The 22,078-nt window shown below is 48.6% G+C and carries 23 protein-coding genes and 1 tRNA gene; 14 read left to right on the top strand and 10 right to left on the bottom strand.

The features are described from left to right. A partial coding sequence (locus tag METPAY_RS10370) for a HEAT repeat domain-containing protein (protein ID WP_048152203.1) occupies positions 1 to 759 on the bottom strand: 759 nt, incomplete at its 3' end. 275 nt (positions 760 to 1,034) lie between these two features. Between METPAY_RS10370 and METPAY_RS10365 the strand changes: the two genes are divergently transcribed. Next, a tRNA-Gln gene (locus METPAY_RS10365) sits at positions 1,035 to 1,107 on the top strand. 73 nt (positions 1,108 to 1,180) lie between these two features. On the opposite strand, the gene METPAY_RS10360 is transcribed toward METPAY_RS10365, so the two are convergent. The 3 genes from METPAY_RS10360 to METPAY_RS10350 all read right to left on the bottom strand — a co-directional run bounded on the left by METPAY_RS10360 (position 1,181) and on the right by METPAY_RS10350 (position 3,095). Beyond that, positions 1,181 to 1,729, bottom strand: a complete 549-nt coding sequence (locus tag METPAY_RS10360) for a flavin reductase family protein (protein ID WP_048152200.1) — start codon at positions 1,727 to 1,729, stop codon at positions 1,181 to 1,183. Positions 1,730 to 1,752: 23 nt separating this feature from the next. Continuing rightward, positions 1,753 to 2,679, bottom strand: coding sequence for a tetratricopeptide repeat protein (locus METPAY_RS10355; RefSeq protein ID WP_052418773.1), 927 nt, complete (start codon positions 2,677 to 2,679; stop codon positions 1,753 to 1,755). A 188-nt stretch (positions 2,680 to 2,867) separates the two neighbouring features. After that, complete coding sequence (locus METPAY_RS10350; protein ID WP_048152199.1) at positions 2,868 to 3,095, bottom strand: hypothetical protein; 228 nt, start codon at positions 3,093 to 3,095, stop codon at positions 2,868 to 2,870. Between the two features lie 101 nt (positions 3,096 to 3,196). Between METPAY_RS10350 and METPAY_RS10345 the strand changes: the two genes are divergently transcribed. After that, positions 3,197 to 3,853, top strand: a complete 657-nt coding sequence (locus METPAY_RS10345; RefSeq protein WP_048152194.1) for a S26 family signal peptidase — start codon at positions 3,197 to 3,199, stop codon at positions 3,851 to 3,853. After that, complete coding sequence (gene cofH / locus METPAY_RS10340) at positions 3,850 to 4,944, top strand: 5-amino-6-(D-ribitylamino)uracil--L-tyrosine 4-hydroxyphenyl transferase CofH (RefSeq protein ID WP_048152191.1); 1,095 nt, start codon at positions 3,850 to 3,852, stop codon at positions 4,942 to 4,944. The genes METPAY_RS10345 and cofH overlap by 4 nt, the downstream gene beginning before the upstream one ends. A gap of 144 nt (positions 4,945 to 5,088) precedes the next feature. On the opposite strand, the gene METPAY_RS10335 is transcribed toward cofH, so the two are convergent. Continuing rightward, positions 5,089 to 8,085 (bottom strand): methyl-accepting chemotaxis protein, encoded by a 2,997-nt coding sequence (locus METPAY_RS10335; protein ID WP_245611618.1) that lies wholly within the window; start codon positions 8,083 to 8,085, stop codon positions 5,089 to 5,091. Positions 8,086 to 8,393: 308 nt separating this feature from the next. Between METPAY_RS10335 and METPAY_RS10330 the strand changes: the two genes are divergently transcribed. Together METPAY_RS10330 and METPAY_RS10325 are read left to right on the top strand one after the other, a co-directional pair. Continuing rightward, a complete protein-coding gene (locus tag METPAY_RS10330) occupies positions 8,394 to 8,768 on the top strand; it encodes a tetratricopeptide repeat protein (protein ID WP_048152187.1) in 375 nt (124 codons plus the stop codon). 5 nt (positions 8,769 to 8,773) lie between these two features. Then, entirely contained in the window at positions 8,774 to 9,307 is a 534-nt protein-coding gene (locus METPAY_RS10325) for a hypothetical protein (protein ID WP_048152184.1), read from the top strand. 33 nt (positions 9,308 to 9,340) lie between these two features. Here METPAY_RS10325 and METPAY_RS10320 read toward each other — a convergent pair whose 3' ends face one another. The 4 genes from METPAY_RS10320 to METPAY_RS10305 are packed head-to-tail and all read right to left on the bottom strand — an operon-like array spanning position 9,341 to position 14,358. Next, positions 9,341 to 12,667 carry a tetratricopeptide repeat protein gene (locus METPAY_RS10320; RefSeq protein WP_048152181.1) on the bottom strand — a complete coding sequence of 1,109 codons (3,327 nt, stop codon included), beginning with the start codon at positions 12,665 to 12,667 and terminating at the stop codon, positions 9,341 to 9,343. A gap of 46 nt (positions 12,668 to 12,713) precedes the next feature. Beyond that, a complete protein-coding gene (locus METPAY_RS10315; protein WP_048152178.1) occupies positions 12,714 to 13,292 on the bottom strand; it encodes a flavodoxin family protein in 579 nt (192 codons plus the stop codon). 22 nt (positions 13,293 to 13,314) lie between these two features. Next, entirely contained in the window at positions 13,315 to 13,749 is a 435-nt protein-coding gene (locus tag METPAY_RS10310; RefSeq protein ID WP_048152175.1) for a GIY-YIG nuclease family protein, read from the bottom strand. 3 nt (positions 13,750 to 13,752) lie between these two features. After that, on the bottom strand, positions 13,753 to 14,358 hold the full coding sequence (locus METPAY_RS10305; RefSeq protein ID WP_048152172.1) for an MBL fold metallo-hydrolase: 606 nt from the start codon (positions 14,356 to 14,358) through the stop codon (positions 13,753 to 13,755). A 39-nt stretch (positions 14,359 to 14,397) separates the two neighbouring features. Between METPAY_RS10305 and thiC the strand changes: the two genes are divergently transcribed. Continuing rightward, positions 14,398 to 15,666, top strand: a complete 1,269-nt coding sequence (gene thiC, locus METPAY_RS10300; RefSeq protein WP_048152170.1) for a phosphomethylpyrimidine synthase ThiC — start codon at positions 14,398 to 14,400, stop codon at positions 15,664 to 15,666. A 6-nt stretch (positions 15,667 to 15,672) separates the two neighbouring features. On the opposite strand, the gene METPAY_RS10295 is transcribed toward thiC, so the two are convergent. Continuing rightward, positions 15,673 to 16,062 carry a 5-(carboxyamino)imidazole ribonucleotide mutase gene (locus METPAY_RS10295; RefSeq protein WP_048152168.1) on the bottom strand — a complete coding sequence of 130 codons (390 nt, stop codon included), beginning with the start codon at positions 16,060 to 16,062 and terminating at the stop codon, positions 15,673 to 15,675. A 460-nt stretch (positions 16,063 to 16,522) separates the two neighbouring features. On the opposite strand from METPAY_RS10295, the gene METPAY_RS10290 reads away from it, so the two are divergent. The 8 genes from METPAY_RS10290 (at position 16,523) to METPAY_RS10255 (ending at position 22,028) form a co-directional block, all read left to right on the top strand. Further along, positions 16,523 to 17,653 (top strand): pyridoxal-phosphate-dependent aminotransferase family protein, encoded by a 1,131-nt coding sequence (locus tag METPAY_RS10290; protein ID WP_048152164.1) that lies wholly within the window; start codon positions 16,523 to 16,525, stop codon positions 17,651 to 17,653. Positions 17,654 to 17,669: 16 nt separating this feature from the next. Further along, entirely contained in the window at positions 17,670 to 18,131 is a 462-nt protein-coding gene (gene ribC / locus METPAY_RS10285) for a riboflavin synthase (RefSeq protein ID WP_048152161.1), read from the top strand. 67 nt (positions 18,132 to 18,198) lie between these two features. Continuing rightward, positions 18,199 to 18,606, top strand: coding sequence for a 6,7-dimethyl-8-ribityllumazine synthase (ribH, locus tag METPAY_RS10280; protein WP_048152159.1), 408 nt, complete (start codon positions 18,199 to 18,201; stop codon positions 18,604 to 18,606). A gap of 25 nt (positions 18,607 to 18,631) precedes the next feature. Then, complete coding sequence (locus tag METPAY_RS10275; protein ID WP_048152157.1) at positions 18,632 to 19,777, top strand: pyridoxal phosphate-dependent aminotransferase; 1,146 nt, start codon at positions 18,632 to 18,634, stop codon at positions 19,775 to 19,777. After that, complete coding sequence (locus METPAY_RS10270) at positions 19,758 to 20,465, top strand: small multi-drug export protein (protein ID WP_052418772.1); 708 nt, start codon at positions 19,758 to 19,760, stop codon at positions 20,463 to 20,465. Before METPAY_RS10275 ends, METPAY_RS10270 begins: the two co-directional genes overlap by 20 nt. A gap of 48 nt (positions 20,466 to 20,513) precedes the next feature. Next, a complete protein-coding gene (locus METPAY_RS10265) occupies positions 20,514 to 21,218 on the top strand; it encodes a small multi-drug export protein (RefSeq protein WP_048152155.1) in 705 nt (234 codons plus the stop codon). A 5-nt stretch (positions 21,219 to 21,223) separates the two neighbouring features. Beyond that, positions 21,224 to 21,634, top strand: coding sequence for an arsenate-mycothiol transferase ArsC (locus tag METPAY_RS14290; RefSeq protein ID WP_169743662.1), 411 nt, complete (start codon positions 21,224 to 21,226; stop codon positions 21,632 to 21,634). A gap of 10 nt (positions 21,635 to 21,644) precedes the next feature. Next, positions 21,645 to 22,028, top strand: coding sequence for a hypothetical protein (locus METPAY_RS10255; protein ID WP_048152152.1), 384 nt, complete (start codon positions 21,645 to 21,647; stop codon positions 22,026 to 22,028). Positions 22,029 to 22,078: the final 50 nt, after the last annotated feature.

The following is a 22,078-nucleotide window of genomic DNA, read 5'->3' as shown; positions in this document are numbered from 1 at the left end:
GGCGGCGTTGTGAACCCTGCGTGAAGGATCCGCCATTGCTGAAACGAGCAGGTCGACAGAGTCGGTATCATCCATTTCACCAAGGAGCCTCGCACAGTTTTCCCTCACGGGAATAGAATCGCTCTTCAGTCCTCCGACTATGAAAGGAATTGCAGGAGCTCCTATCGCCTTGAGGGCCGCCGAGGTGTTCCTCGTCACCAGCTCCTCGCCATGCCGGAAAGATTCTATCAGGGGGTTTATCTGCGAAGGGCCTATTGACGGTGTGCGTTTAATCAGGCCGGCGTCCCTGCCGCTTACGACAGCAGCTGGTGATTCAGCACCTAAAGGCACTTGTGAAGCAGGAGGAGCAATGCTTTCCCCGGATGCCATCTCTTCCCCGGTTCTTCCAAACTGGACCTGCGGAATTGCAAGTATGGCGATAAAGACCCAGAGATAGATGAAGGATGTAAAGACCATAAACAGGGCATCGAGGCTCCATCCGTTCATCAGGAATCCAGAGATAAGACAGAAGAAAATCAAAGAGAAAATGATGAAGTGCGCCAGTCTCTTCTTGGGGTACCAAAGGGCAGTCAGTACAAGGGGAATATAAAACAGGTGAGGGATGAGACGGGCAAGGATGTAACCCATCTCCCCTCCGATGGGTGAGAACGCATAGACCGCAAGAATGCCGACGACCAGAAAATATACTATGAGCACGAATAACCTGACGAAATCGCCATTATTCCGGTTGACGGTCTCCAGGTGCCCTGCGATTCTCATATATAATCGAATTTGGGTTCTAAAGCTGTTATAGTTTTGTAATTCAACCGTAAAAAGGCGACAAACAATTTAATTTAATTAATCTGTCCATATTATGAATTTATCAGGGGCAAAGAGACGGTGTCCTCCTCCAGCCTTATGGAAACGAGATTCTTTGTATTGAAAAGAAGCCTAAGCAGCCCTTCAGTCATCCTGATGATATATTGCATTCAAGAATAATTATATCCGCACAGTTCCAAAATTATTAGAGCCTTTACTGATAAAGGACTAAACAGACCCCCGTAGTGTAGTGGTCAATCATTCCGGCCTTTGGAGCCGGAAACGGCGGTTCGAATCCGCCCGGGGGTATTATTTTCTTTTTGCACCTGTGCCAAACGATAAAGCACGGATAAAAAATAAGATTCCGGGATTCATCACCGGGCTACAAACACTCTGGAAACTTCACCATCCTGTCCTTGAGATCGACGGTCTCTCCGTCGACAACGAAGGTGCCGTCGCCGTTTGCATGGAAGGTCCGCCTCTCCTCGTGATCAGGGTCCGTCCATGCCTTTACCGCTTCGAGGACGAAGAGGCCGTATTTGTCCACCATGCTCCTGTCAACAACCCGGCATTCTATGTTGGCGAAGCATTCCGCCAGCAGCGGTGCTTTCACTTTCCCGGCAGGAAGCGGAGTAAGCCCGAATTCTTCGAACTTGTCGACGTCCTTCCCGGAGCAGTTCCCTATATCCACGGTTTTCTTCATCATCTCAACCGTAGGTATGGCGATGACGCACTCTCCTGTGGCATAAAGCGCCTCGAAACTGTAATCGTCCGGGCTGAGGACGCAGCCTATCAAAGACGGAACGAATTCCATCGCCATGTGCCAGCTCATCGTCATGACATTAGGTCGTCCATTGTTGGAAGTCGTCACAAGGACGACCGGACCCGGTTCAATCAGCTTGAATACCTTTCCAAGATCGTAATCTTCCATCTGAAACACCCCGGGAATTTAGATCACTCTCTTATCCTCTTCATCAGGTCATCAATATTCTTCCTGATCGCCTCATCATCCGGATCAAGCGAGCGTGCCCTTTCATAAGCGACGAGAGCCTCCCTGTACCTGCCGAGGTCGACAAGAGCACAGCCTTTGTTGTCAAGAGCGAGTATATTCGACGGATCGAGGATCAATGCCTGGTCGAAGTATGCAATGGCACGTTCGGGCTCACCTGAAGCCGCATATGCAATTCCGCAGTTTACAATCGTCGGGACATGGGCGGGATTCAGATCGAGAGCCTGGTTGTAGATCTTTATCGCTTCCTTCGTCCTTCCAAGTTCACTCAACAGGTTTGCTTTATTATTCATAGCCATAATATTGCCGGGATTTATTCTCAGGGCCCCGTCAAGAGCGATAAGCGCTTCATCGTTCCTCCCGAGACCGATAAGTGAATACGCCTTGTTCACCAGTACCGGACTGTTTCCGGGCTCAATCTCCAGCGCCCGTTCGTACATCAGAAGCGCCTCTTCATCCCGACCCAGATCAGAAAGGACGTTGCCCCTGTTGTTTAAGGCCATTACATTATCAGGCTCTGCTTCAAGGGCTTTATCGTACAGTTCAAGAGCCTCTTCAAACCTCTCAAGCCTTCGCAGGACATTCGCCATGTTGTTAAGAGCTGCATCATAGAGAATGGGATTTTCAGGGACAATACGCAGCACTTCCCTGAAGACTTCCAGGGCCTCATCATCCCTTCCCAGGATGGAGAGGATGTTTCCCTTCCTGTTCTGTGCAGCAAGGTAGCCGTCATCGGTGGCACGAATCAGATCATAGGCAAATAGGGCCTCCTCGTATTTGCTCTCCTCAAACAGCCGGTCGCCTTCTTCAAGCAATCTTTCATCATCCGGTGTTCCGGCTGAATCGCCGGAACCTGTATTTCTCTCGGTCATATAACTCAAACTCCACAACTTCCCTAAGGGGTTAATCCGGTATAATTGTTAGGGAGAATTCAACAGATCGATTTCTCCTCAGGGGATGGAGAGAATCCCGGAAGATCAGGGATTATATGAAAAACCATTACAAAGTCAATACAAGGGAAATGCCCGGAACAGACACCGACATGTAGTCTTCGTTTTATCTACCTGTCGGCCGGACTGTCATTGCAGCTCTCTTTTTTTGAAAACGGACAGCTCCTGAAGACCGCAGACAGGCATATGCACAGAAGTCCACCCATGACAAATGAAATCGATATCGCAAGATTATAGCTTTGCAGACCGGCAGTAATAAGCGCCGTCAGGAAAGTGAACGCAAGGACGATAATTGCAATCAGCAGTCCCATCCCGAGGCTCAGGTAACCGGATTCCATCGATCTATCATTGGGCAACACAAATATATAACTATCCGAAAATTCACATCGTGCTTCAAAAGTTATTTTTATGCAACAGATCCAACAGTTTCTGTTAAACTATGAAAAAACCCGAATCAGGTAATAAACAGGAAGAATCCCTAATTAAAAGGTTTTTAAAGAGTGATGAGCCGGCTTTTTCACTGGCACGCGACGTAGCATGGATCGTGCTGGTCGTAGGCCTTGTCGCACTCCTGCTCTTTATATTTTCAGGCACCTGGCCGGCAGTCGTTGCAGTCGAGTCTGAGAGCATGGTTCCAAATATGAATAAAGGAGATCTCGTCTTTGTCGTCGCCGCAGACAGATACGGCGAACTGCAGACATGGAACGGGAGCCTTTCGACAGGCTACGGTAAATTCAACGAGTATCCCAATCTTTACGGCAATGCTGTCTACGGGGACGTAATTATCTACAAGCCGAACGGGGTGGACAGCGTTCATCCTATCATCCATCGTGCAGTTGAATGGTATGGCAATGCAAGCGACGGAGGATACATTACCTGGGGCGACAACAACCCATACCCGGACCAGATGGGAGGAATTTCAGGAATAGGACAGCTAATGCCTGTCGAAAAGGAATGGGTCGTAGGAAAGGCCTGGTTCGCAATTCCCCTCGTAGGATATATCCCGCTGCACATAATCGAATTCGCAATACTGATAATCATCCTTATGTTTGTTCATGAACTGTATCTGAATTCCAGGGAGAAAAAGAAGAAATGAAGGACGCAGAGCTTAAGAACCTTTTAAACGATGTTCTCGAAGGTCACAGGATGACCGAGGAAGAGGCGGTCTCGCTGATGATGATCCGTGACAGGAATATCTTCAGGATCGCCGAAGCGGCAGATCAGTTAAGGGAAAGAAAGGTAGGAGACATTGTGACCTATGTCAGGAACCACAATCTGCATGTTACGAACATCTGTAAAAATCTCTGCGGGTTCTGCGGTTTCGGCAGGCCGAAGAAAGCTGAAGATGCCTACCTTCATAACGAAGAAGAGATCAGAGCACGGGCTCTTTTGGCAAAGGAGAGAAAAGTAACAGAGGTCTGCCTTCTTTCAGGAGTTCACCCGGATTTCGACGCGCAAAGATACGCTGAGATCATATCCTGGGTGCATGATGTTATTCCCGAAGCGGACATCCATACTATGAGCCCTGACGAGATCTCCTATTCTGCAAAAAAAAGCGGAATTTCGACAAAAGAGGTCATCGAAATGATGAGAAGCGCGGGCCTCGGAACTCTCCAGGGAACTGCGGCCGAGATCCTCGTAGACAGCGTCAGAAAGACAATATGCCCGGCCAAGGTACCGACGGCCGAATGGGTCAGGATAATAAAGGAAGCTCACTCCATGGGGATAAAGTCAACTGCAACGATATTACCCGGTTCAGTGGAGACCGAGGCGGACAGGGTGGAACACCTTAGAGTTCTCAGAGAGATACAGGATGAAACCGGAGGATTCACCGAACTCGTCCCGCTCCCCTATCTTCACCACAACACTCCCCTGTTCAACAAGGGACTTGCCCCGCCGGGTGCCACAGGAAGAACCGACATCCTTCTCTTCGCAGTCTCAAGGCTCTATCTCGACAACTTCGACAACATCCAGATCTCATGGGGAAAACTGGGACGGAAATTCACCCAGGTTGGTCTTTTATCCGGAGGAAACGACTTCGGAGGAACGATGTTCTCCGATGAGGTATCCGTAGATGCAGGCGGCGATGAATCAGACTACCTCGATCCAGGCGAGATGAGGCGCATAACCGAAGATATCGGCAGGGTTTTGAAACAGAGATCGACAACCTACGAAATCCTGGATTAACCAATAAAGAAAATATTCTTATTTTACCTGATCTCCGGATCATTCCGGTTTTTATTTACAGACGGGATAGTACGAATTGTATTTGCCGGTGAACCAGCCGGGACAGACCCCTTAAAATGCAAATTTTCGAAGAAAAAAGAGTAATTATATTTTGAATCCCTTCATATCGCCCTGGAGCTTCTGGGACATCTTGTTCACTTCATGGATTGCGCTTCCAATCTCTTCGGTCGATGCGCTCGCCTCCTCTGCAAGTGCTGCGAGCTCCTCGACCTCCCTGAGGTTGTCCTTGGAAAGAAGGCTTCCTTCATCTGTTGCAGATACAACAATATTGGCAATATTCGCCTGGTCCTCGATTGCTTTTGCAATCTCGCTCATATCCATTGTGACCTTCTCAGAACCCTCTACAATTGTGTTTAATGCCTTAATTGCGGCATCTACACTCTCGACACCGGAGACTACCTCGGTACTGGCGGTCTGGATTGCGTCGGCGGTCCTGATACTGTTGTTCTGGATCTCACCGATGACCTTGTCGATATGCTCAGTGGCTTTCCTCGCATCCGCGGCAAGGTTCTTGACCTCTCCGGCTACAACTGCAAATCCACGCCCGTGCTCTCCGGCACGTGCGGCTTCGATTGCGGCATTTAGTGCAAGGAGATTGATCTGGCTCGTGATATCGGTGATCATCTTGACGATCTTGTTGATCTCCTTTATCTGGTCGTTGAGCTCCTTGATCTCCTCGGCGCTGCGGTTTGTAATCTCGACTACAGAAGCCATCTTGCGGTTTGCGTCATTTCCAAGAACCTGTGCGTCGTTGCCCATCTTAGTTACCTCCTCGGAGTTCTTCAGGACGTCCTGCGAGGTTGCGGCGACCTCCTCGTTGGAAGCGGAGAGATCAGCAATCTGCTGTTGGATGGCTGTCATCTTGTCGAGCATCTCCCTGCTGATATCAGCACATTTCTGGCTTGTCATGGCAACATGTTCGGCCGCCTTCGCCACCTCATCAGAGCCCTTGCTGGCCTCGTTGGTCCCCACAAACACATGATCTACGGCGTTTATTACGTCGCTGATTACATTGGAAGTATTCTGGCCGAGAAGATTGATCGATTCCTTGAACTCTGCAAACTCTCCTTTGACAACAACTTTATCGTTGAAAAATTCGGTATAGTTGTTCTCGGCATATTCGCCTATAACTTTTATCGCCTCATGGAGGGGTTCTGCAATAGTATCAAGGGTGTGGTTGATTCCATCGACAATCTGCCTGAACTTGCCGTCATGTTTCGACGCATCCGAACGGACATCAAGCCTGCCGTTAACTGCTGCCTGTGCAAGCATCTCGGAATCGGCCACAAGGGCTTCCACAGCCGCCTTAGCCTCTCCAAGCGATTTGTCTACACGGTTGAACATCCGCCGGGCTTCGGACGTGTACTCATTCGCTGCACCGGCATCGAGGTTCATATCAAGGTTGCCTTTTGAAAGTTTCTCAAGATTTTCCGAGATCCTGTCAACCTCGCCGTTCATATAATTGCTGAGAGTAATTTCCGGCGTCATATCCTGGTAGATATAGTAGTTGACATCAATTTCGCCTTTTTCATCGAGAATAGGGGTCTGGAACAGACGAAGATAAGATTTCTCTCCGTTCTCCCACGAGATCTCCATCTCAGTGACGGCCCTCCGTCTGCTCTCGAAAGATCCGTAGAAATCATCGCCGCCGGTGATGTTGATATTGAAGTCGTAGAGTTTCTTAGCCATAAGTTCGTCATAGCCGCCGCGCCATACACGCTGGTACTCTTTATTGAGGTCGAGACGGTGCTTATCAGGTGCAAGAACGGTAATAGCCTGTGGGTTTTCCTGCAGGAAGGCTTCGGCACGTCTCTGAAGTTTGGCAGTCTCAGCCATCTCCTGCTTTAATATTGTAATATCATTGTAAACCGTCATTACGGTGTCAACCTTTCCGCTTTCATTAAGAAGCGGGATATTGTATCTCTCAAGGACTTTTATTCCGGAGGGGAATTCCATCTCGGCTTCGCCATGGTTTGCCTTCTTCTCCTCAATGGTATCCTTAATGGATTTGCCGCTCTGTTTGAGATATTTGAAATCCGAAAGTTTCAGTTTTTCAGCTGCTGAATCTGAAAATCCGGACATCTTAAGAAATGCCTTATTGTATTTTCTGATAGTCAGATCGGTATTCCAAAGAAGTATAGGCATCGGATTTTCGCTGACGATGGCATTGGACTGCTCCTCCAAGGTCTTAATTTCGTTCAGCTTTTCGACCTGATCGGTGAGATCCTGGTAGATATAATAATTGACATCGATCTCCCCGTCTTCGTCAATAATCGGAGTCTGGAAAAGACGGAGGTAGCTCTTCTCGCCGTTTTCCCAAGAGATCTCCATATCGGATATCGCGGGTTTCTTTGTCTCAAAAGAGGCGTAGAAATCATCCCCGCTGGTGATCTCTATGTTGAAGTCATAGAGCTTCTTAGCCATAAGCTCGTCATATCCGCCACGCCAGATCCTTTCATACTCTTTGTTGAGATCAAGGCGGTGCTTGTCGGCGGCGAGAACAGTAATTCCCTGAGGATTCAACTGCAGGAAGGCCTCGGCACGCTTCTGCAGCTTTTGAATCTCAGCCATCTCCTCCTTCTGCGGTGTGAGATCCTGGTAGATGTAATAATTGACATCGATCTCACCCTTTTCGTCAAGAATAGGTGTCTGGAAAAGGCGAAGATAGGTTTTCTCGCCGTTTTCCCACGAGATCTCCATATCGGATATCGCAGGCTTCTTAGTCTCGAAGGAGGCATAGAAATCATCGCCGCTGGTGATATTGATATTGAAGTCGTAGAGTTTCTTAGCCATAAGCTCGTCATATCCGCCACGCCAGATCCTCTCATACTCCTTGTTGAGATCGAGGCGGTGTTTGTCGGCGGCAAGAATTGTAATTCCCTGTGGGTTCAACTGCAGGAAGGCATTGGCACGCTTCTGGAGCTTCCTGGCTTCCGCCGCATCCCCAAGTTTTTCCACAACACGGTTGACCGTAGCCGCCAGATTTTTAAATTCGTCCGTGACTTCCGACTCATTTACTCTTGCCGAGACGTCTCCATCAAGCGCCTTTTTAAGAATATTATTAATGGTATCTAAACTCATTTCCATCACACCATAATTTGACTATAATTTCAATATCGAATTCAAGCTTATTAAGTTTATATAATTGACATGCAAATTAAAAGTGAATTTTTTTCCGCAGGACTTTATTTTTGAAATATTATTTATCAAATGTAAAGACAACGAGACAACAATATATAAAATAAGAGTATAAAATTTCTAATAACAGCCGGCTTTGAACAAACAGATGGGATTGAGGGGATAAGATTAAGAGCTGTTATATACGTTTCGTACATAAAATTGGAAAGAACAGGAATATGGAATTATAAAATTCCCGGTGCTAATCATAAATGAAGGTCGGAGTTAGATATTGGTATAATAAAGGAATTGCTCTTCTTGAGGCGGAGCTGCCGGAGAAAGCTGTCGAGTGTCTTGACAGGGCATTGGAAGAAGACCCGGAAAACGACACAATCATATTTAAAAAGGGAATTGCACTTTTTTATTCGGAGAGACTTGAAGAAGCCGCCGGGATCTTCGACTCCGCCCTGGAGAAGAATCCTGAAAACTATTCGGCTTTAAACAACAAGGGGATGATCCTGCTGAGATTAAACAGGATAGATGAAGCCGAAAACTGTTTCAGGAGTGCAAACGAGATATCCCGGAAAAGCGGGTGTGTTGACTTAAACTTCAGCATGATAAAAAAAATTCGCATTGGTGAGCGGTGAGAATTATGAGAATTGTTTTAACAGTTGATGAAGAACTTTGCCAAAAGATTGAAAAAACTGCAGCAAAAGAGGATTTGAGCAGAAACGAGTGGATAATCGGATCCATTTCAGGCCTGGTATCAGGGAACAATCCGGCGGATGCCGAACTTAAAGAACTGAAGTCCAACCTCAACGGTAAAAATACAGAGAACAGCAGACTCAGGGAAGAGATTAAACTCCAGGTCGAACTGAGGGAAGCATATGCAAAACTCCTGGACGAGAGAAACAACAGGATCGACGATCTAAAGGAAGAAGTCGCAAGAATAGAAGTCCTGAGCGTAACTGCAACCGACCAGATCAACCAGGATAAAGACGACAGGATTAAAGACCTTACCAAAATGATCGAACACCTCCAGGGACAGGCGGCGGCCCACAGCCTGGCGCTCCAGTCTGCAATAAAAAGCATAGAAAAAGATGAAAAAGAATCTGATGAACAGACCAAAGAAAATACAGGGCGGAAAGAATTGATAGAAAAACCGAAATGGATGTTTTGGAAATAATTTGGCAACGGAACCTGAACAGCGATATAAAAATTATATTTTTCTCTTAATCTCCGCCATCCTTTTTGCCTTCTGCGCCTTTTCATGAGAAGGATTCATTTTAAGAACCCGATCAAAGCATTCAAGCGCTTCATTGAAATAACCGTTTTTGGCATAGATTATTCCTTTTGAAAAGACTGCCTCGGAACAATCTTCAGTTATCGTTTCGATCCTGCTGAAACATTTCAAAGATGCCCTGTAGTATCCCCTGCGGGCGAGTGCCACACCTTTCTTATAGAGATAATCCGGATCATCAAGCTGCTCCTTTGTCGGCGTCCTTGTATCAGGAATATTTACAGAATCGTATTCCGACGATTCCATAACCGGAGATGAGACTGAACCGGTGCCGGCCTGCGTGAAATCCTCCTTCTCCTTTTTGGATGCCCTCAGCTTAGGCTTTGCATCCCCGGACCCGTGACTGATCGAAGACTCCGAAATCCTGTGAATTCTGTCAATCTCCCACTCGATAAATGAAGAAGCACTGATGCCCCTCATCAGCCACTCTTCTTCAAGAGACGGATCAAAATCGATGGATCTCTTATAGCACTCCATCGCCGCCCTCCTGTCGCCAAGACGGAACAGAGCAGTGCCCATATTAATCAGGGCATCGGTATCATCAGGCTTTTTCCGGAGAACTTTTTCAAAGTCCGCCACCGAATCTTCATACCTTCCCAGGGTATACAATGCAAGCGCCCTCGACATCACGAAACCTGACTCTCCCGGGACGAGACTGATCAGCCTGTCATAGTAAGGCAGGGACTCCCCGTATCTTCCCAGGTCGGAAAGAATTGACACAAGTTCGAGAAGATAGCCGATATTTTCAGGCTCCAGCTGCAGGGCGGAAACATACAAAACAACCGCATCATCCTTTCTGCCGGTTTTTGCAAGTGAGAATGCCTTGCCTGCGATAAGATCCGATCTCCCGGGACTCGTGACGATGAGGCCGTCATACATGGGGATAGCCTCTGAATATCGTTCGAGTGAAACAAGACTCTTAATACGACCGGATATGGCAGCGGAATCCTCCGGATCTGCTATGAGAATCCTGTCGTATGCCGTCAGGGCCTGCCCGGGATGACCTGCATCTTCATATAAAGCGGCAAGTTTCCGGAGTACATCCGTATCCATGGGGCTTATTTCAAGAACATTATTATAGGCCTCAACTGCTTCAGCCGGATTACCGGATGCTGCAAGAATCTCCGCTCTTCCTTTTAATGCCCCAAGTATATTTCCGCCTGCATCTATTGCACGCTCATATGAAGACAACGCTTCTCCGCTCATTCCCAGGGCCAGATAAACATCTCCCTGCCCTGAAAACACTTCGCTTCCTTCAAATCCCGACTCGATAAGCCTGTTATAATAACCGAGTGCATCCTTAAAGCGTCCCGTTTCAAGCAGGAGAATTGCAATTTCAAGGAGTGTATCTGAATCGGAGGGATCGAGCCGAATCGCTTCTTTAAACGAGTCTATCGCCTCATCATACTTCCCCATGACCTTCAGGACCAGGCCGCGTGAATGATGCACCGCAGCATTCTCAGGCTTTCTTTCAATGAGAAGATCATAGCATTCAAGCGCTTCTTCAGGCCTTTTTTCTCTCATCAGGAGCAGTGCTTTGGATGCAACCGCCCGGGTGCATCCGGCATCAAGAGAGATCGCCTGATCGTAATCCACAAGTGCTTCCCCGAATTCCCCGCTCTTCTCACTGAGCCATCCCTTCTCGAACCAGAGATGAGAATCTTCAGGATTCTTTTTGATGTATGAATCCAGAAGCTCCGCAGCATCATAATAATTCTCACTCTCCTTGTAAAGGCGGTAAAGAGAGAGAACCGCAGTCATATTGTCAGGATCCAGTTCAAGCGCACTTTCATAGGACTCGATTGCATCAGTAAAGTGTTCGGCCAGGGCGCAGATATCGCCCCTCATGATCCAAAGGTAGGCAGATCCCGATTTTTCCAGGACTGATCCGCCGAGGAGATTCATTGCATCTTCATATTTGCCTTCAGAGACCAGCTCCTTCGCTTCAACAAGCAATGTATCGACGGCCGATTCTTCAACAAGGTCTTCAAGATCGGAAAATTCGTCATTTACCTCGAATCCTGACGACAATTCTCCAGGGAATTCCTCATCTTCAATATCGGTCAAAGAACCTGAATCAGGAATTTCAGCGGCGGCCAAATCCGGGAAATCGTCCTCTTCCAGATCAATACTTTCCTCAAAGCCTTCAATTTCCGGGAAACTCCCGGCAGATATAGAAACATCGGGCTCCCCGTCGCCCGGCGAGAGATCCGGCTCTACACCTGTCAGTCCCTCAAATTCAGGAATTTCCTCACCGGAATCCGGAAGAAGATCCAAATCCATATCGTCAAGATCGTCGAAGGAGATTGCATCTTCAACGGACGAAAACCCGGAAGGGAGCGTTTCACCCGGTTCCGGAACAGTTTCCTCAGGTTCGGAGGGAATGTCAAGATCCATGTCGTCCAGATTATCGAAGGAGATGGACTCGTCAAAGACAGGAGTTTCAGGAGAGATGCTTTCAACGGTTTCGGGAACAGCTTCCTCTGAATCCGGAAGTAGATCCAGATCCATATCGTCAAGATCGTCGAAGGAGACAGACTCTTCAGGAGATGGAACCTCTCCTGAGACGGTTTCATCGAACCCGGCGATCTCTTCATGGGATTCCGGAATAAGATCGAGATCCAGATCGTCGAGATCGTCGAATGAGATCTCTTCCTCCTGCACGGACGGTGCGTCAGTCTTAAATTCTTCAGAATCCTGGACGAGATCCTCCGTCAATGTCCCGGTAAACGGTTCCTCCTCTATAAGATCCGCTATTTTTTCGTTGAAATCCGCATCTTCATGCATTCCTTCGAATGAAAGAGACCCGGACTCCAAAGGCACATCAGGAGATTCTAAAGAAAAAATAGCATCTGACGGATGATGAAATTTAGAATACGATCTCATTGAAGGTGCAGAGGATCTGTTTATCCCTTCAATAAATTCCTCAGGACTTATCTTCGAAGGTTCGCATATCTCCATGTCTCCCTCTTCAAGAAGATGCGCATAATCCATCAGTTTTTCTATCTCGGCTGCAGCCGCAGGAATAAACTTCTGTTCCTCAGGCAGCCTGACCGAAAGCCTGTTGGTATCGTAATCGACATAAAGAACACGGTATTTGCTGAACACCCCTTCAAACTGGTTCTTTTCCACATTGTTAAAAGATATTGTAAATTCGGCAGGGATGATGCAATCATCCTCAGAAGTAATATATCTCCCTATTGTAAGCCTCGGCACAACTTCAACCCCATAGGACGGAGACTCCATTTCCGTCCTGTATCATATAAAAGTATCTGAATCTGAATTCTTATGTCTATTGCTTCCTCTTACCGTCACGATGGGTTCTGCTCACCATTTTCAGTATGTTTTCAGCCACTTCGATCGATTTCGCCATAGCGCTTTCATCCTTACGGACATCCCCTGCGGCAGCCCCCTTGCCGGCCACATATCCGATATAACCGAACTCATGCGTATTGACAAAGCCTTCAAGCGTAGAAAGGGTTCTCTCACCGCCCCTGTCGGCACAGACCGAGATCACAACCGCATATTTTCCAGCGAGTTTTCTGTCATGGAAGAGCGAATAGGTCCTGTCTATGAAGTTTTTCGTCTGCCCGTTGACATCGTAATAATATGTGGGGGAGCCGAGTATCAGGATATCGCATTCCATCATTTTTTCCGCGATATCGTCCCAGTCATCGTCAAGAACACACCATTTGGTCTCCCTGCACTTGTCGCATCCTATACACGGCGATATCTTTTTTCCGGCGAGGGAGATATATTCGGTGTTAAACTCGTCACAGCCTTCGGTTTCGATATAATCCACCACACTCTTCACGAGTATCGAAGTGTTGCCTTCTGGCCTCATACTTCCGGAAATCCCAAGCACTTTCATAATGAGATTAGTCTATCCGAAGTTATTTGATTTTTTTCATATGGACAGGGAGATTCAGGGCTTCAAAGGCGGACCGGACTTCATCCTCCGGATTGCCGTCCCTATGAAAAAGGTGCGACCTGCACCTGCAGTCCGAGCACCCAAATCCCGGAACATTTTCCCCCCCGAAAAGCCCAGAAAGAGTGCATTCAAGCCGCTCTGCAGTTTTACCGCAGAAAACGGATTCCAGCTCGAAATAAGAGGAAGTGAGCAGGTAATCTACATGCCAGCGTGGTTTTTTGTTTTTTTCAACAAAAAGAGATATATGCCGTCTTACTCTTGAAAATCCGGCCTGCCCAAGGGCGGAACCTACATAAATATGCCACCCGGGAGAAAATTCCACATCCCCGAGGCTTCCAATTCCAAGAGTTATCCCGGGGTTCCGGAACACAAGACAGTAGATCCCTCTTTCATTCATGATTCAGAAATAACCCGTATTCAGTGCCCGGAGTGCAGCAAGAATGTGCCGTCTTCCGTTTGAAAAAGCAGGAGTACCATGACCGGGGTACAGCCCCTCTACATCAAGTTCCGAGAGCTTTTTAACAGAATTACTGAGCTGCTCCAGGCTCCCGCCGGGAAAATCAAACCTCCCGAAGCCTCCGTCGGCAAATACCGTGTCGCCTGAGAAGAGGATCATCTCTTCGGCGTCATAAAGGCATATCCCCCCCGGAGTATGGCCGGGAGTATGAATTACTTTAAGCCCGCCGATCTCATCGCCCTCGGAAAGGATAACATCAGGTCCGATATCAGGCCCTCTCTCGCCGAACATCGTAGAGAGGCTTCTCGCAGGTTCGGTGATGCCGGGCGCGTCAAGTTCGTGTATGCAGATCTCCGGGTTTCCGCACATATCCCTGATCTCCCGGAGATGCGCAATATGATCGTAATGGCAGTGCGTTAAGACAATCGTCCTGATATCGTCGCGGTAGGGCTCAACAGCCGGCGGGATAGCCCCCGTATCGATAAGGACCGAACCGTACACATAGGAATTCGAGAAATATCCGGTTCCGGGGATCCATTCTACAGGCATGTAATGATTGTTTAAGTTATCAGGGACAAAAGTATATCCATGCAAACCCTCGCACGGGAATGTAAATCCGGTATCCCGGAGATCGTCCGAAAGACTGCAGAATCGCAGAATATCGAACCCGAAAGGCTTTCCCGCTCCATAGCTGCAGGAAAAGCGGTTATCCCGGCAAACCGCATAAGAGAGCACAAGCTATGTGCAATCGGGGAAGGGTGCACGGTAAAAGTAAATGTCAATATAGGAACGTCAGGCATAAGGTGCGACCCCGGGCTTGAGATTGAAAAGGCGAAGTGTGCAATCGACGAGGGCGCAGATGCAATAATGGATCTCTCGACAGGCGGCGACCTTGAGGAGATGAGGAAGAAGATCCTCGATCTTGACATTACCGTCGGCACTGTACCGGTTTACGAGGCGGTCCGCCGTGCGGGAAGCGCCCCGGACTTGGACTCCGATACATTGTTCAACGTGATAAGGGATCACTGCAAACAGGGAGTAGACTTCCTGACGCTTCACTGCGGTGTAAACAGGCAGGCTCTGGATGCATTAAAGAAGGACCCGCGTGTGATGGGCGTCGTCTCGAGGGGAGGTGCGTTCCATATAGCGATGATGACCGCATCCGGCGAGGAGAACCCGCTCTTTGCAGAGTATGACTACCTGATCGAGATGCTGGCCGAATACGATGTAGTGATCTCCCTCGGCGACGGAATGAGGCCCGGTGCGATGATCGACGCCGTAAAGAGAGCAAAGACCGTAGAATATCTCACGTTGGGCGATCTTGCACAGAGAGCACACGAAGCAGGAGTTCAGAGAATGATCGAGGGGCCCGGCCATATCCCGATCGACCAGATCGGCTACAATGTAAGGATGATCAAGGAACTGACCGCCGGAGCTCCGCTATACCTGCTCGGGCCGCTGGTAACGGACATCGTTCCGGGCTACGACCATGTCTCCGGTGCGATCGGTGGTGCGATCGCTGCAATGAACGGTGCCGACTTCCTCTGCATGGTCTCGCCGTCAGAGCACCTGGCACTCCCGTCTCTGGAGGATATCAGGGAGGGAACGCGTGTCGCAAAACTTGCCGCTCATGTAGGAGACACGATCCGCCCCGGGATCAACTGGTTCGGAACAGGCGAAGAAGAGATGGCGTATGCGAGGAGAGATCTCGACTGGAAGAAGCAGTTCTCGCTTGCAATGTTCGGGGAGCATGCAAAAAAGATCCATGAAAGAGACGGGGAAACGGATACATGCTCGATGTGCGGCGATCTCTGCGCCGTAAAAATAGTAAGGGAAAGCCTCTACAAAGACTCCTGATCTTATTTATTTCTTTAATTTTAGAATTCTCAGGGCAAGATGCGCTGCATTTGCCCCGTTGTCTATCCCTACACATGCAACAGGGACACCTTTTGGCATCTGGGCGATTGAAAGAAGTGCATCAAGGCCCCCGAGGGTTCCGGATACCGGGACGCCGATAACCGGCTTGTCGGTCCTCGACGCAACAACTCCCGGAAGTGCCGCCGAAAGGCCGGCTATGCATATGAACACCTCTGCATCCGACCCGGCAACGTATTTTTCAAGTTCGACCGGATTTCTGTGAGCCGAAAGCACCTGAATATCGTATTTCATATTGTTCTCATCGAGTACAGCCTTTACCTTCTCCACTATGTGCGAATCGGAGGCCGAACCGGATATTATTGCCACACCTGACATATGCTGAATTATTGGTACCGCATTGAATAATTCTTTTTGGAGAGCACGATATTACAGGAAAAAAGGCAAATTATTGTATTGCAGAGAGACTTTTCCGGACCTTTGAAGAAAAAATATTCGAATAGTAGATATTTTATGAAATTATATTCTCAATAGCGATTATAAAAATAATAAATTTTCACCCACCAAAATAATTGAAAATCCTTTTTAAGTGAAACTCAGACATATTAAATGCCCCTTTTGCAGGGGCAGTGAGGAGAACAAATGTTTGACTGGATATTATTCATAAAAGTACTAGCACAAATTCTTCAGATTATCGCCGATAGCTTCTCAGGAGTAATTGGTTAATTATTTTTCTTTTTTTTAAGTCCGGTTTTATTTATCGTTTCAAATCAGGATGATCCGGTTGTAACCCGCAACCTAAATTGCCTTTGGCGTTTAAATATTCTTACTGATTTCTATGCAGGATGAAATACTACTGATGATGCCGGGACCCGTCCCTATGCCGCAGCGTGTAAGGATGGCGATGGCTCGCCAGGCAATTAATCACAGGGGCCCTGAATTCGGGGAATGCCTGAATGACATCAACAGGATGCTCAAACCGATGTTCGGGACAAAAAACGACTGTCTGATACTCTCCGGCTCGGGAACAGCCGGAATGGAGGCGGCTGTTGCAAACTTCTGCGCAAAAAAGAAGATTGCCTGTCTTGTCAACGGAAAATTCGGAGAAAGGCTTTACGATATAGGAAAGATGTACGCCAGCGAAGCCGTTGAGCTCTCGTCCGAATGGGGAACCCCTCTTCCGCTTGAGAGACTTGAGGAAGAGCTTGAAAACGGTGTCGAAGCAGTAACCCTGGTCCACAACGAGACTTCCGCCGCAATAAAGAATCCTGCCGAAGCAGTGGGAAAGCTCTGCAAAAAGCATGACGCCCTCTTTATAATGGACGGAATAACCTCGATCGGAGGCGACGAGGTTCTTGCAGACAAGTGGGGTGCGGATGTCGCTATAGTCGGATCCCAGAAATGTCTTGCAGCACCTGCGGGTCTGGCGGCAGTATCGGTTTCCGATAAGGCATGGGAGAACATTGCCGAATGGCGACCCTACTATCTCGATCTCAAGAAATACAAAAAGAGCGCCGAAAAGAATGAAACGCCATATACGCCTGCTGTACCACTGTTTTTCGCACTGCGCGAGGCATGCAGGATCGTAGAAGAGGAAGGTCTTGAAAACAGGATTGCACGGCACAGGAACCTCGCCGACGCGGTGAGAGCAGCCGCGGGTGCATGGGAGCTAGATCTCTACCCGACTGTAGACGAACTGCATTCATATTCAAACACTGCAACCGCAATCTGCTATCCCGAAGGCATAAAGGACAATGAATTCAGGGGGCTTGTCAAGAAAGACGGAATAGAATTTTCCGGAGGACAGGACCGCCTGAAGGGCAAAATATTCCGCATAGGCACTATGGGCGCCACAGGAGTGCCTGAGGTTCTCGCAGTCATCGGCGCCGCGGAGAAGGCACTAAGGCAGCTCGGATACGAACGCGGCACATGCGGTGTAAAGGCAGCAGCAAAAGTGCTTAATGCCTGAGGAGTGAACTTCTGGTATGAAAGTCGGGGTTGCGGACACCACATTTGCAAGGGTGGATATGGGTGCAGAGGCCATCGACGAACTCCGCAGGCATGCAAGCGTGGCGATCGAGCGCTATACGGTCCCCGGAGTTAAAGACCTCCCGGTTGCATCCAAGATCCTTCTCGAAGAGAGAAAATGCGACATTGTCATCGCACTCGGAATGCCCGGGGGAAAGGAGAAGGACAGGATGTGTGCCCACGAGGCCTCGCAGGGCCTGATAAGAGCACAGCTTATGACAAATAAGCATATCATCGAGGTCTTTGTTCACGAGGACGAAGCTGAAAACGACAGCGAACTCGCCTGGCTCGCAAAGAGGCGTGCACGCGAGCATGCCGAAAATGCCGTCCTTCTCATCCAGCATCCCGAAAGGCTCGTAAAACAGGCAGGAACCGGGCAGAGACAGGGCTTCGGGGATGCCGGCCCGGCCCGCCAGTAAAACACGAAAACGATAATAGAGTAACCGGATAAAACGGATAATTAAGATTTCAAAACAGGAGATAAAAATGACAGTAAAACTTGGATTTGTTGTTGCGGAGTTCAACCGTGACCTGACCTATATGATGGAGATCGAGGGAGAGGAGCACGCGAAGTTCCTCGGTGCGGAAGTTACCGAGAGAATCTACGTCCCCGGAGCATACGATATGCCCCTTGCAATCAAAAAGATGCTCAAAGATAACAAGGTGGATGCAGTCGTTACAATCGGATGCGTTATCGAGGGTGCAACCCAGCACGATGAGATCGTCGTCCAGCATGCCGCAAGGAAGATCATCGACCTCTCGCTCGAGTTCGACAAGCCAGTAACACTCGGAATCTCAGGTCCGGGAATGACAAGGCTCGAAGCGACCGAGCGTATCGATTACGCAAAGAGAGCAGTCGAATCAGCAATAAAACTTGTAAAAAGGCTGAAATAATCAATCCCGAGAGGGTTTTTCATCAATGAGGCCGCTTTCAGAAAAAATCAGCAGCATACCCCCTTCCGCTACGATAGAAATTACCGATCGCGCCAGGAGGATGAAGTCAGAGGGTATAGACGTCATCTCCCTTTCCATAGGAGAACCGGATTTTGAGACGCCGAAGCATATCACCGACGCCTGTATAAATGCCCTGAAGGAGGGCAAGACTCACTACGAGGCAAGCCAGGGAACTCCGGAGCTCCGTGAGGCGATATCGGAGAAGCTCAGGAACGACAACGGGGTTGACGTCGATGCCTCAGGAATCGTCGTCGCCTGCGGTGCCAAGAACAATATCTACGAGGCGATGGAGGCCTGCCTCAATCCCGGAGACGAGGTTATAATCATAGACCCGTCATGGGTCTCATATGAACCTGCCGTAAGAATTGCAGGCGGAACTCCCGTTCATCACAGCCTCAACGGGAAGGACTTCCAGATCGACGACTCCCTTCTTGAGAAGATCACAGGGAAGACGAAGATGATCGTCCTCAATACTCCTTCTAATCCTACAGGTTCGGTTCTCTCGAAGGAATCGCTCTCGATTGTTGCCGACATCTGCAGGGACAACGATATAATCGCCTTATCCGACGAGATCTACGAGAAGCTCATCTATGATAAGGAACACCTCTCGATCGGCGCCATGAACGATATGGCAGAGAGGACAATCACGATAAACGGCTTTTCGAAGGCATATGCAATGACCGGCTGGAGGATCGGTTATGCAGCCGCCTCACCGGAGATTGCTAAGGCGATGACAAAGGTCCAGCAGCATACGATCAGCCACCCGGCGACGTTCGCCATGTGGGGCGCCCTTGCGGCATTGAAAGGCGATCAGTCGTGTATCGAGGATATGAGAGTCGAGTTCGACAGAAGACGCAGGTATGTATGCGGCGAACTTGAATCGATGGGCTTTAAGACTGCTCCTGCCGACGGGGCATTCTATGCCTTCGTAAATATAAACGGCGACGATATGGAGAGAGGCGAGAGGTGGCTTGAAGAGGCGCACGTGGCCGCCACTCCCGGAACGGCCTTCAATGCACCGGGCTGGATCAGGATATCCTATGCAGCAAAGACGGATACATTAAAAGAGGCAATGCGCCGCATAAGGGAATTTGAAGACAGGCGGGACTGACAGGATGACCGACCTGATCTCCCCCGAAGTCCCGGAAATAAAAGATCCTTTTATCAAACGATTACTTTTTCTGACTCTTCCGTTCATTGTAATCGGAATCTACATATTTCTCCTGTACTTAATTCTGACACCGGAAAAATTCGAGATTATTCTCGGCCTGATGGCGATCAACCTCATCCCCCCTGCCGGAAAGGAGAGCGTAATCCCTCTTGGAATTGCAGCGGGGATACCCTGGTATATCATCGGAACTACAACCGCCATGATGGACGTTGCAGCAGCACTCTTCATGATCCTCAACTTCGATCTTGCACTTAAGATCCCGATACTCGGGAAGTGGATCTATGGATTCATGCACAAAGGGAGCGCCTTTTTCTTGAAATACAAGTGGCTGGAAGGCCTATCCATATTCGGACTGATGATCTTCGTTATGGTTCCCTTCCAGGGATCAGGAGGTATAGGCGGAACCTTACTGGGAAGAATTATGGGCCTTCCGCCGCTGCAGCTCTTCATCGGAATTGCAGCAGGCTCTTTCCTGGGCTCTTATATCCTTGCAATTGGATTCGAGTTTGCAACATCCGTCCTTGCGATAAACCCGCTCTACCTTGCTCTTATAATAGTCGCGCTGGTGATCATAGCAACCGCTGCAAATTACTTTTATAAAAAGATGAAAAACAGCAGGGAAAGCTGAATTACGGGATAATGTTTTATTTGCAATCAAACCATTATTTCTAACCGGATGGAAGCTGAATACACAAATTCAGAGATAAGAATTCTGAATGCAGGGAAAATAATCCTTAACCTTTCCCTTCCTTTTGCAATCCTCGGAGTTTATATCTTCGTACTCTGGATGCTGCTTCCATATTCCCTGTTCTTGTCCATGCTGACTCTTATGTTCATCTATTTCGTTCCCCCGGCAGGGAAGGAGAGCGTGATTCCCATCGGAATCGCACTGGGCATACCCTGGTGGACAGTTGCGTTCTCGATCGCCATGATGGATATCCTCTCGACTCTGTTCATGGTCCTGAACTTCGATCTCGTACTAAAGATTCCGATTGCCGGAACAAAATGGATGAAAACCTTCATGGAGCATGGAGAATCTTTCTTCAGGAAACACAGGTGGCTTGAAAAACTCTCAACCCTCGGGCTGGCGATCTTCGTAATGATTCCTATGCAGGGCACCGGGGGAATCGCAACGCCCATAGTCGGCAGGATGATCGGAATTCCGCCGCTGCAGATCATTCTCGCGGTAATTGCCGGTGCTCTTTCCGGTTGTTTCCTGATCGCACTCGGATCGGAGTTCCTGAAAGATCTGCTTGTATATAACCTGAGTCTCGGCATAATCGTAATAATCGCGATTGCTGTGTGCGCTGCAGCAGCATGGTTCCTCTGGAAGAGAAAACAGAACAGGCTGAAGGAGAGAAAGCCGGCCCATAGGATATGAGGGCAGTGAACGGAAACAGATCGGTCCTTTTCATATGCACCCACAACTCTGTGAGATCCTTTATGGCCGAATACATAGGAAGATCGAAATACCCGGATATCGTCTTCAGGAGTGCAGGGATCTATCCTCTAAAACCCGATCCTGCAGCTGTTGCCGTACTTAAAGAAGAAGGCATAGATCCTAAGGACCACAGGCCGTCAACGATAGGGTCCTGTTCGGGTGAGTACTTTGATCTTATAGTGTTCATGTGCCCCCATGCGATGAGGAACGCATACTCACTGCCAAAATCGAAGGGGATTATACTGCATGAAGTTAGTGTTCCGGCGGGGGGAACCGGCAATCTTTCAGGATTCAGGGAACTGAGAGACAACCTCAAAGTCTTTATTGATGAGATTGCCGAAACTATAAGGATCTGAAGTGATTTTTATGAAGGAGATCGTAGTTCTGTGGTCGCATACCGGTGACCCTACAATTCCCCCTCTCGTCTGCCCTGACACCTGCAGGACTGTAAAGGAAGTCGTTATCGATTTCCAAAATGCCCGGGGCACTGATAAATACAGGTTTACATTTTCTGAAGAGATCCTAAATGATAAAAATGGAAATGACAGATCACTGACAATCGACGGACTGCCTCTCGAAGAATTTGTCCCCCTGCCGGACCCCTCAAAATACTGCGGCATGGCGTGTGAAGGATGCGGAACCGGTAACCAGGGTGATGGAAGATCATGCAGCAGGATTTACGAGCAAATCCCTGAATCCGTCCTAAGACTGGCACTTTCAAAAGCCCTTGAAAGAAGAACAACGGGATAACACCTGCGGAACAGATTCCATACCTGATGATCCCTGTATGGTTTCCTTTT

The sequence above is a fragment of the Methanolacinia paynteri genome, assembly GCF_000784355.1.
Classification (GTDB): domain Archaea; phylum Halobacteriota; class Methanomicrobia; order Methanomicrobiales; family Methanomicrobiaceae; genus Methanolacinia; species Methanolacinia paynteri.
This window is presented reverse-complemented; position numbering and strand designations above follow the sequence as displayed.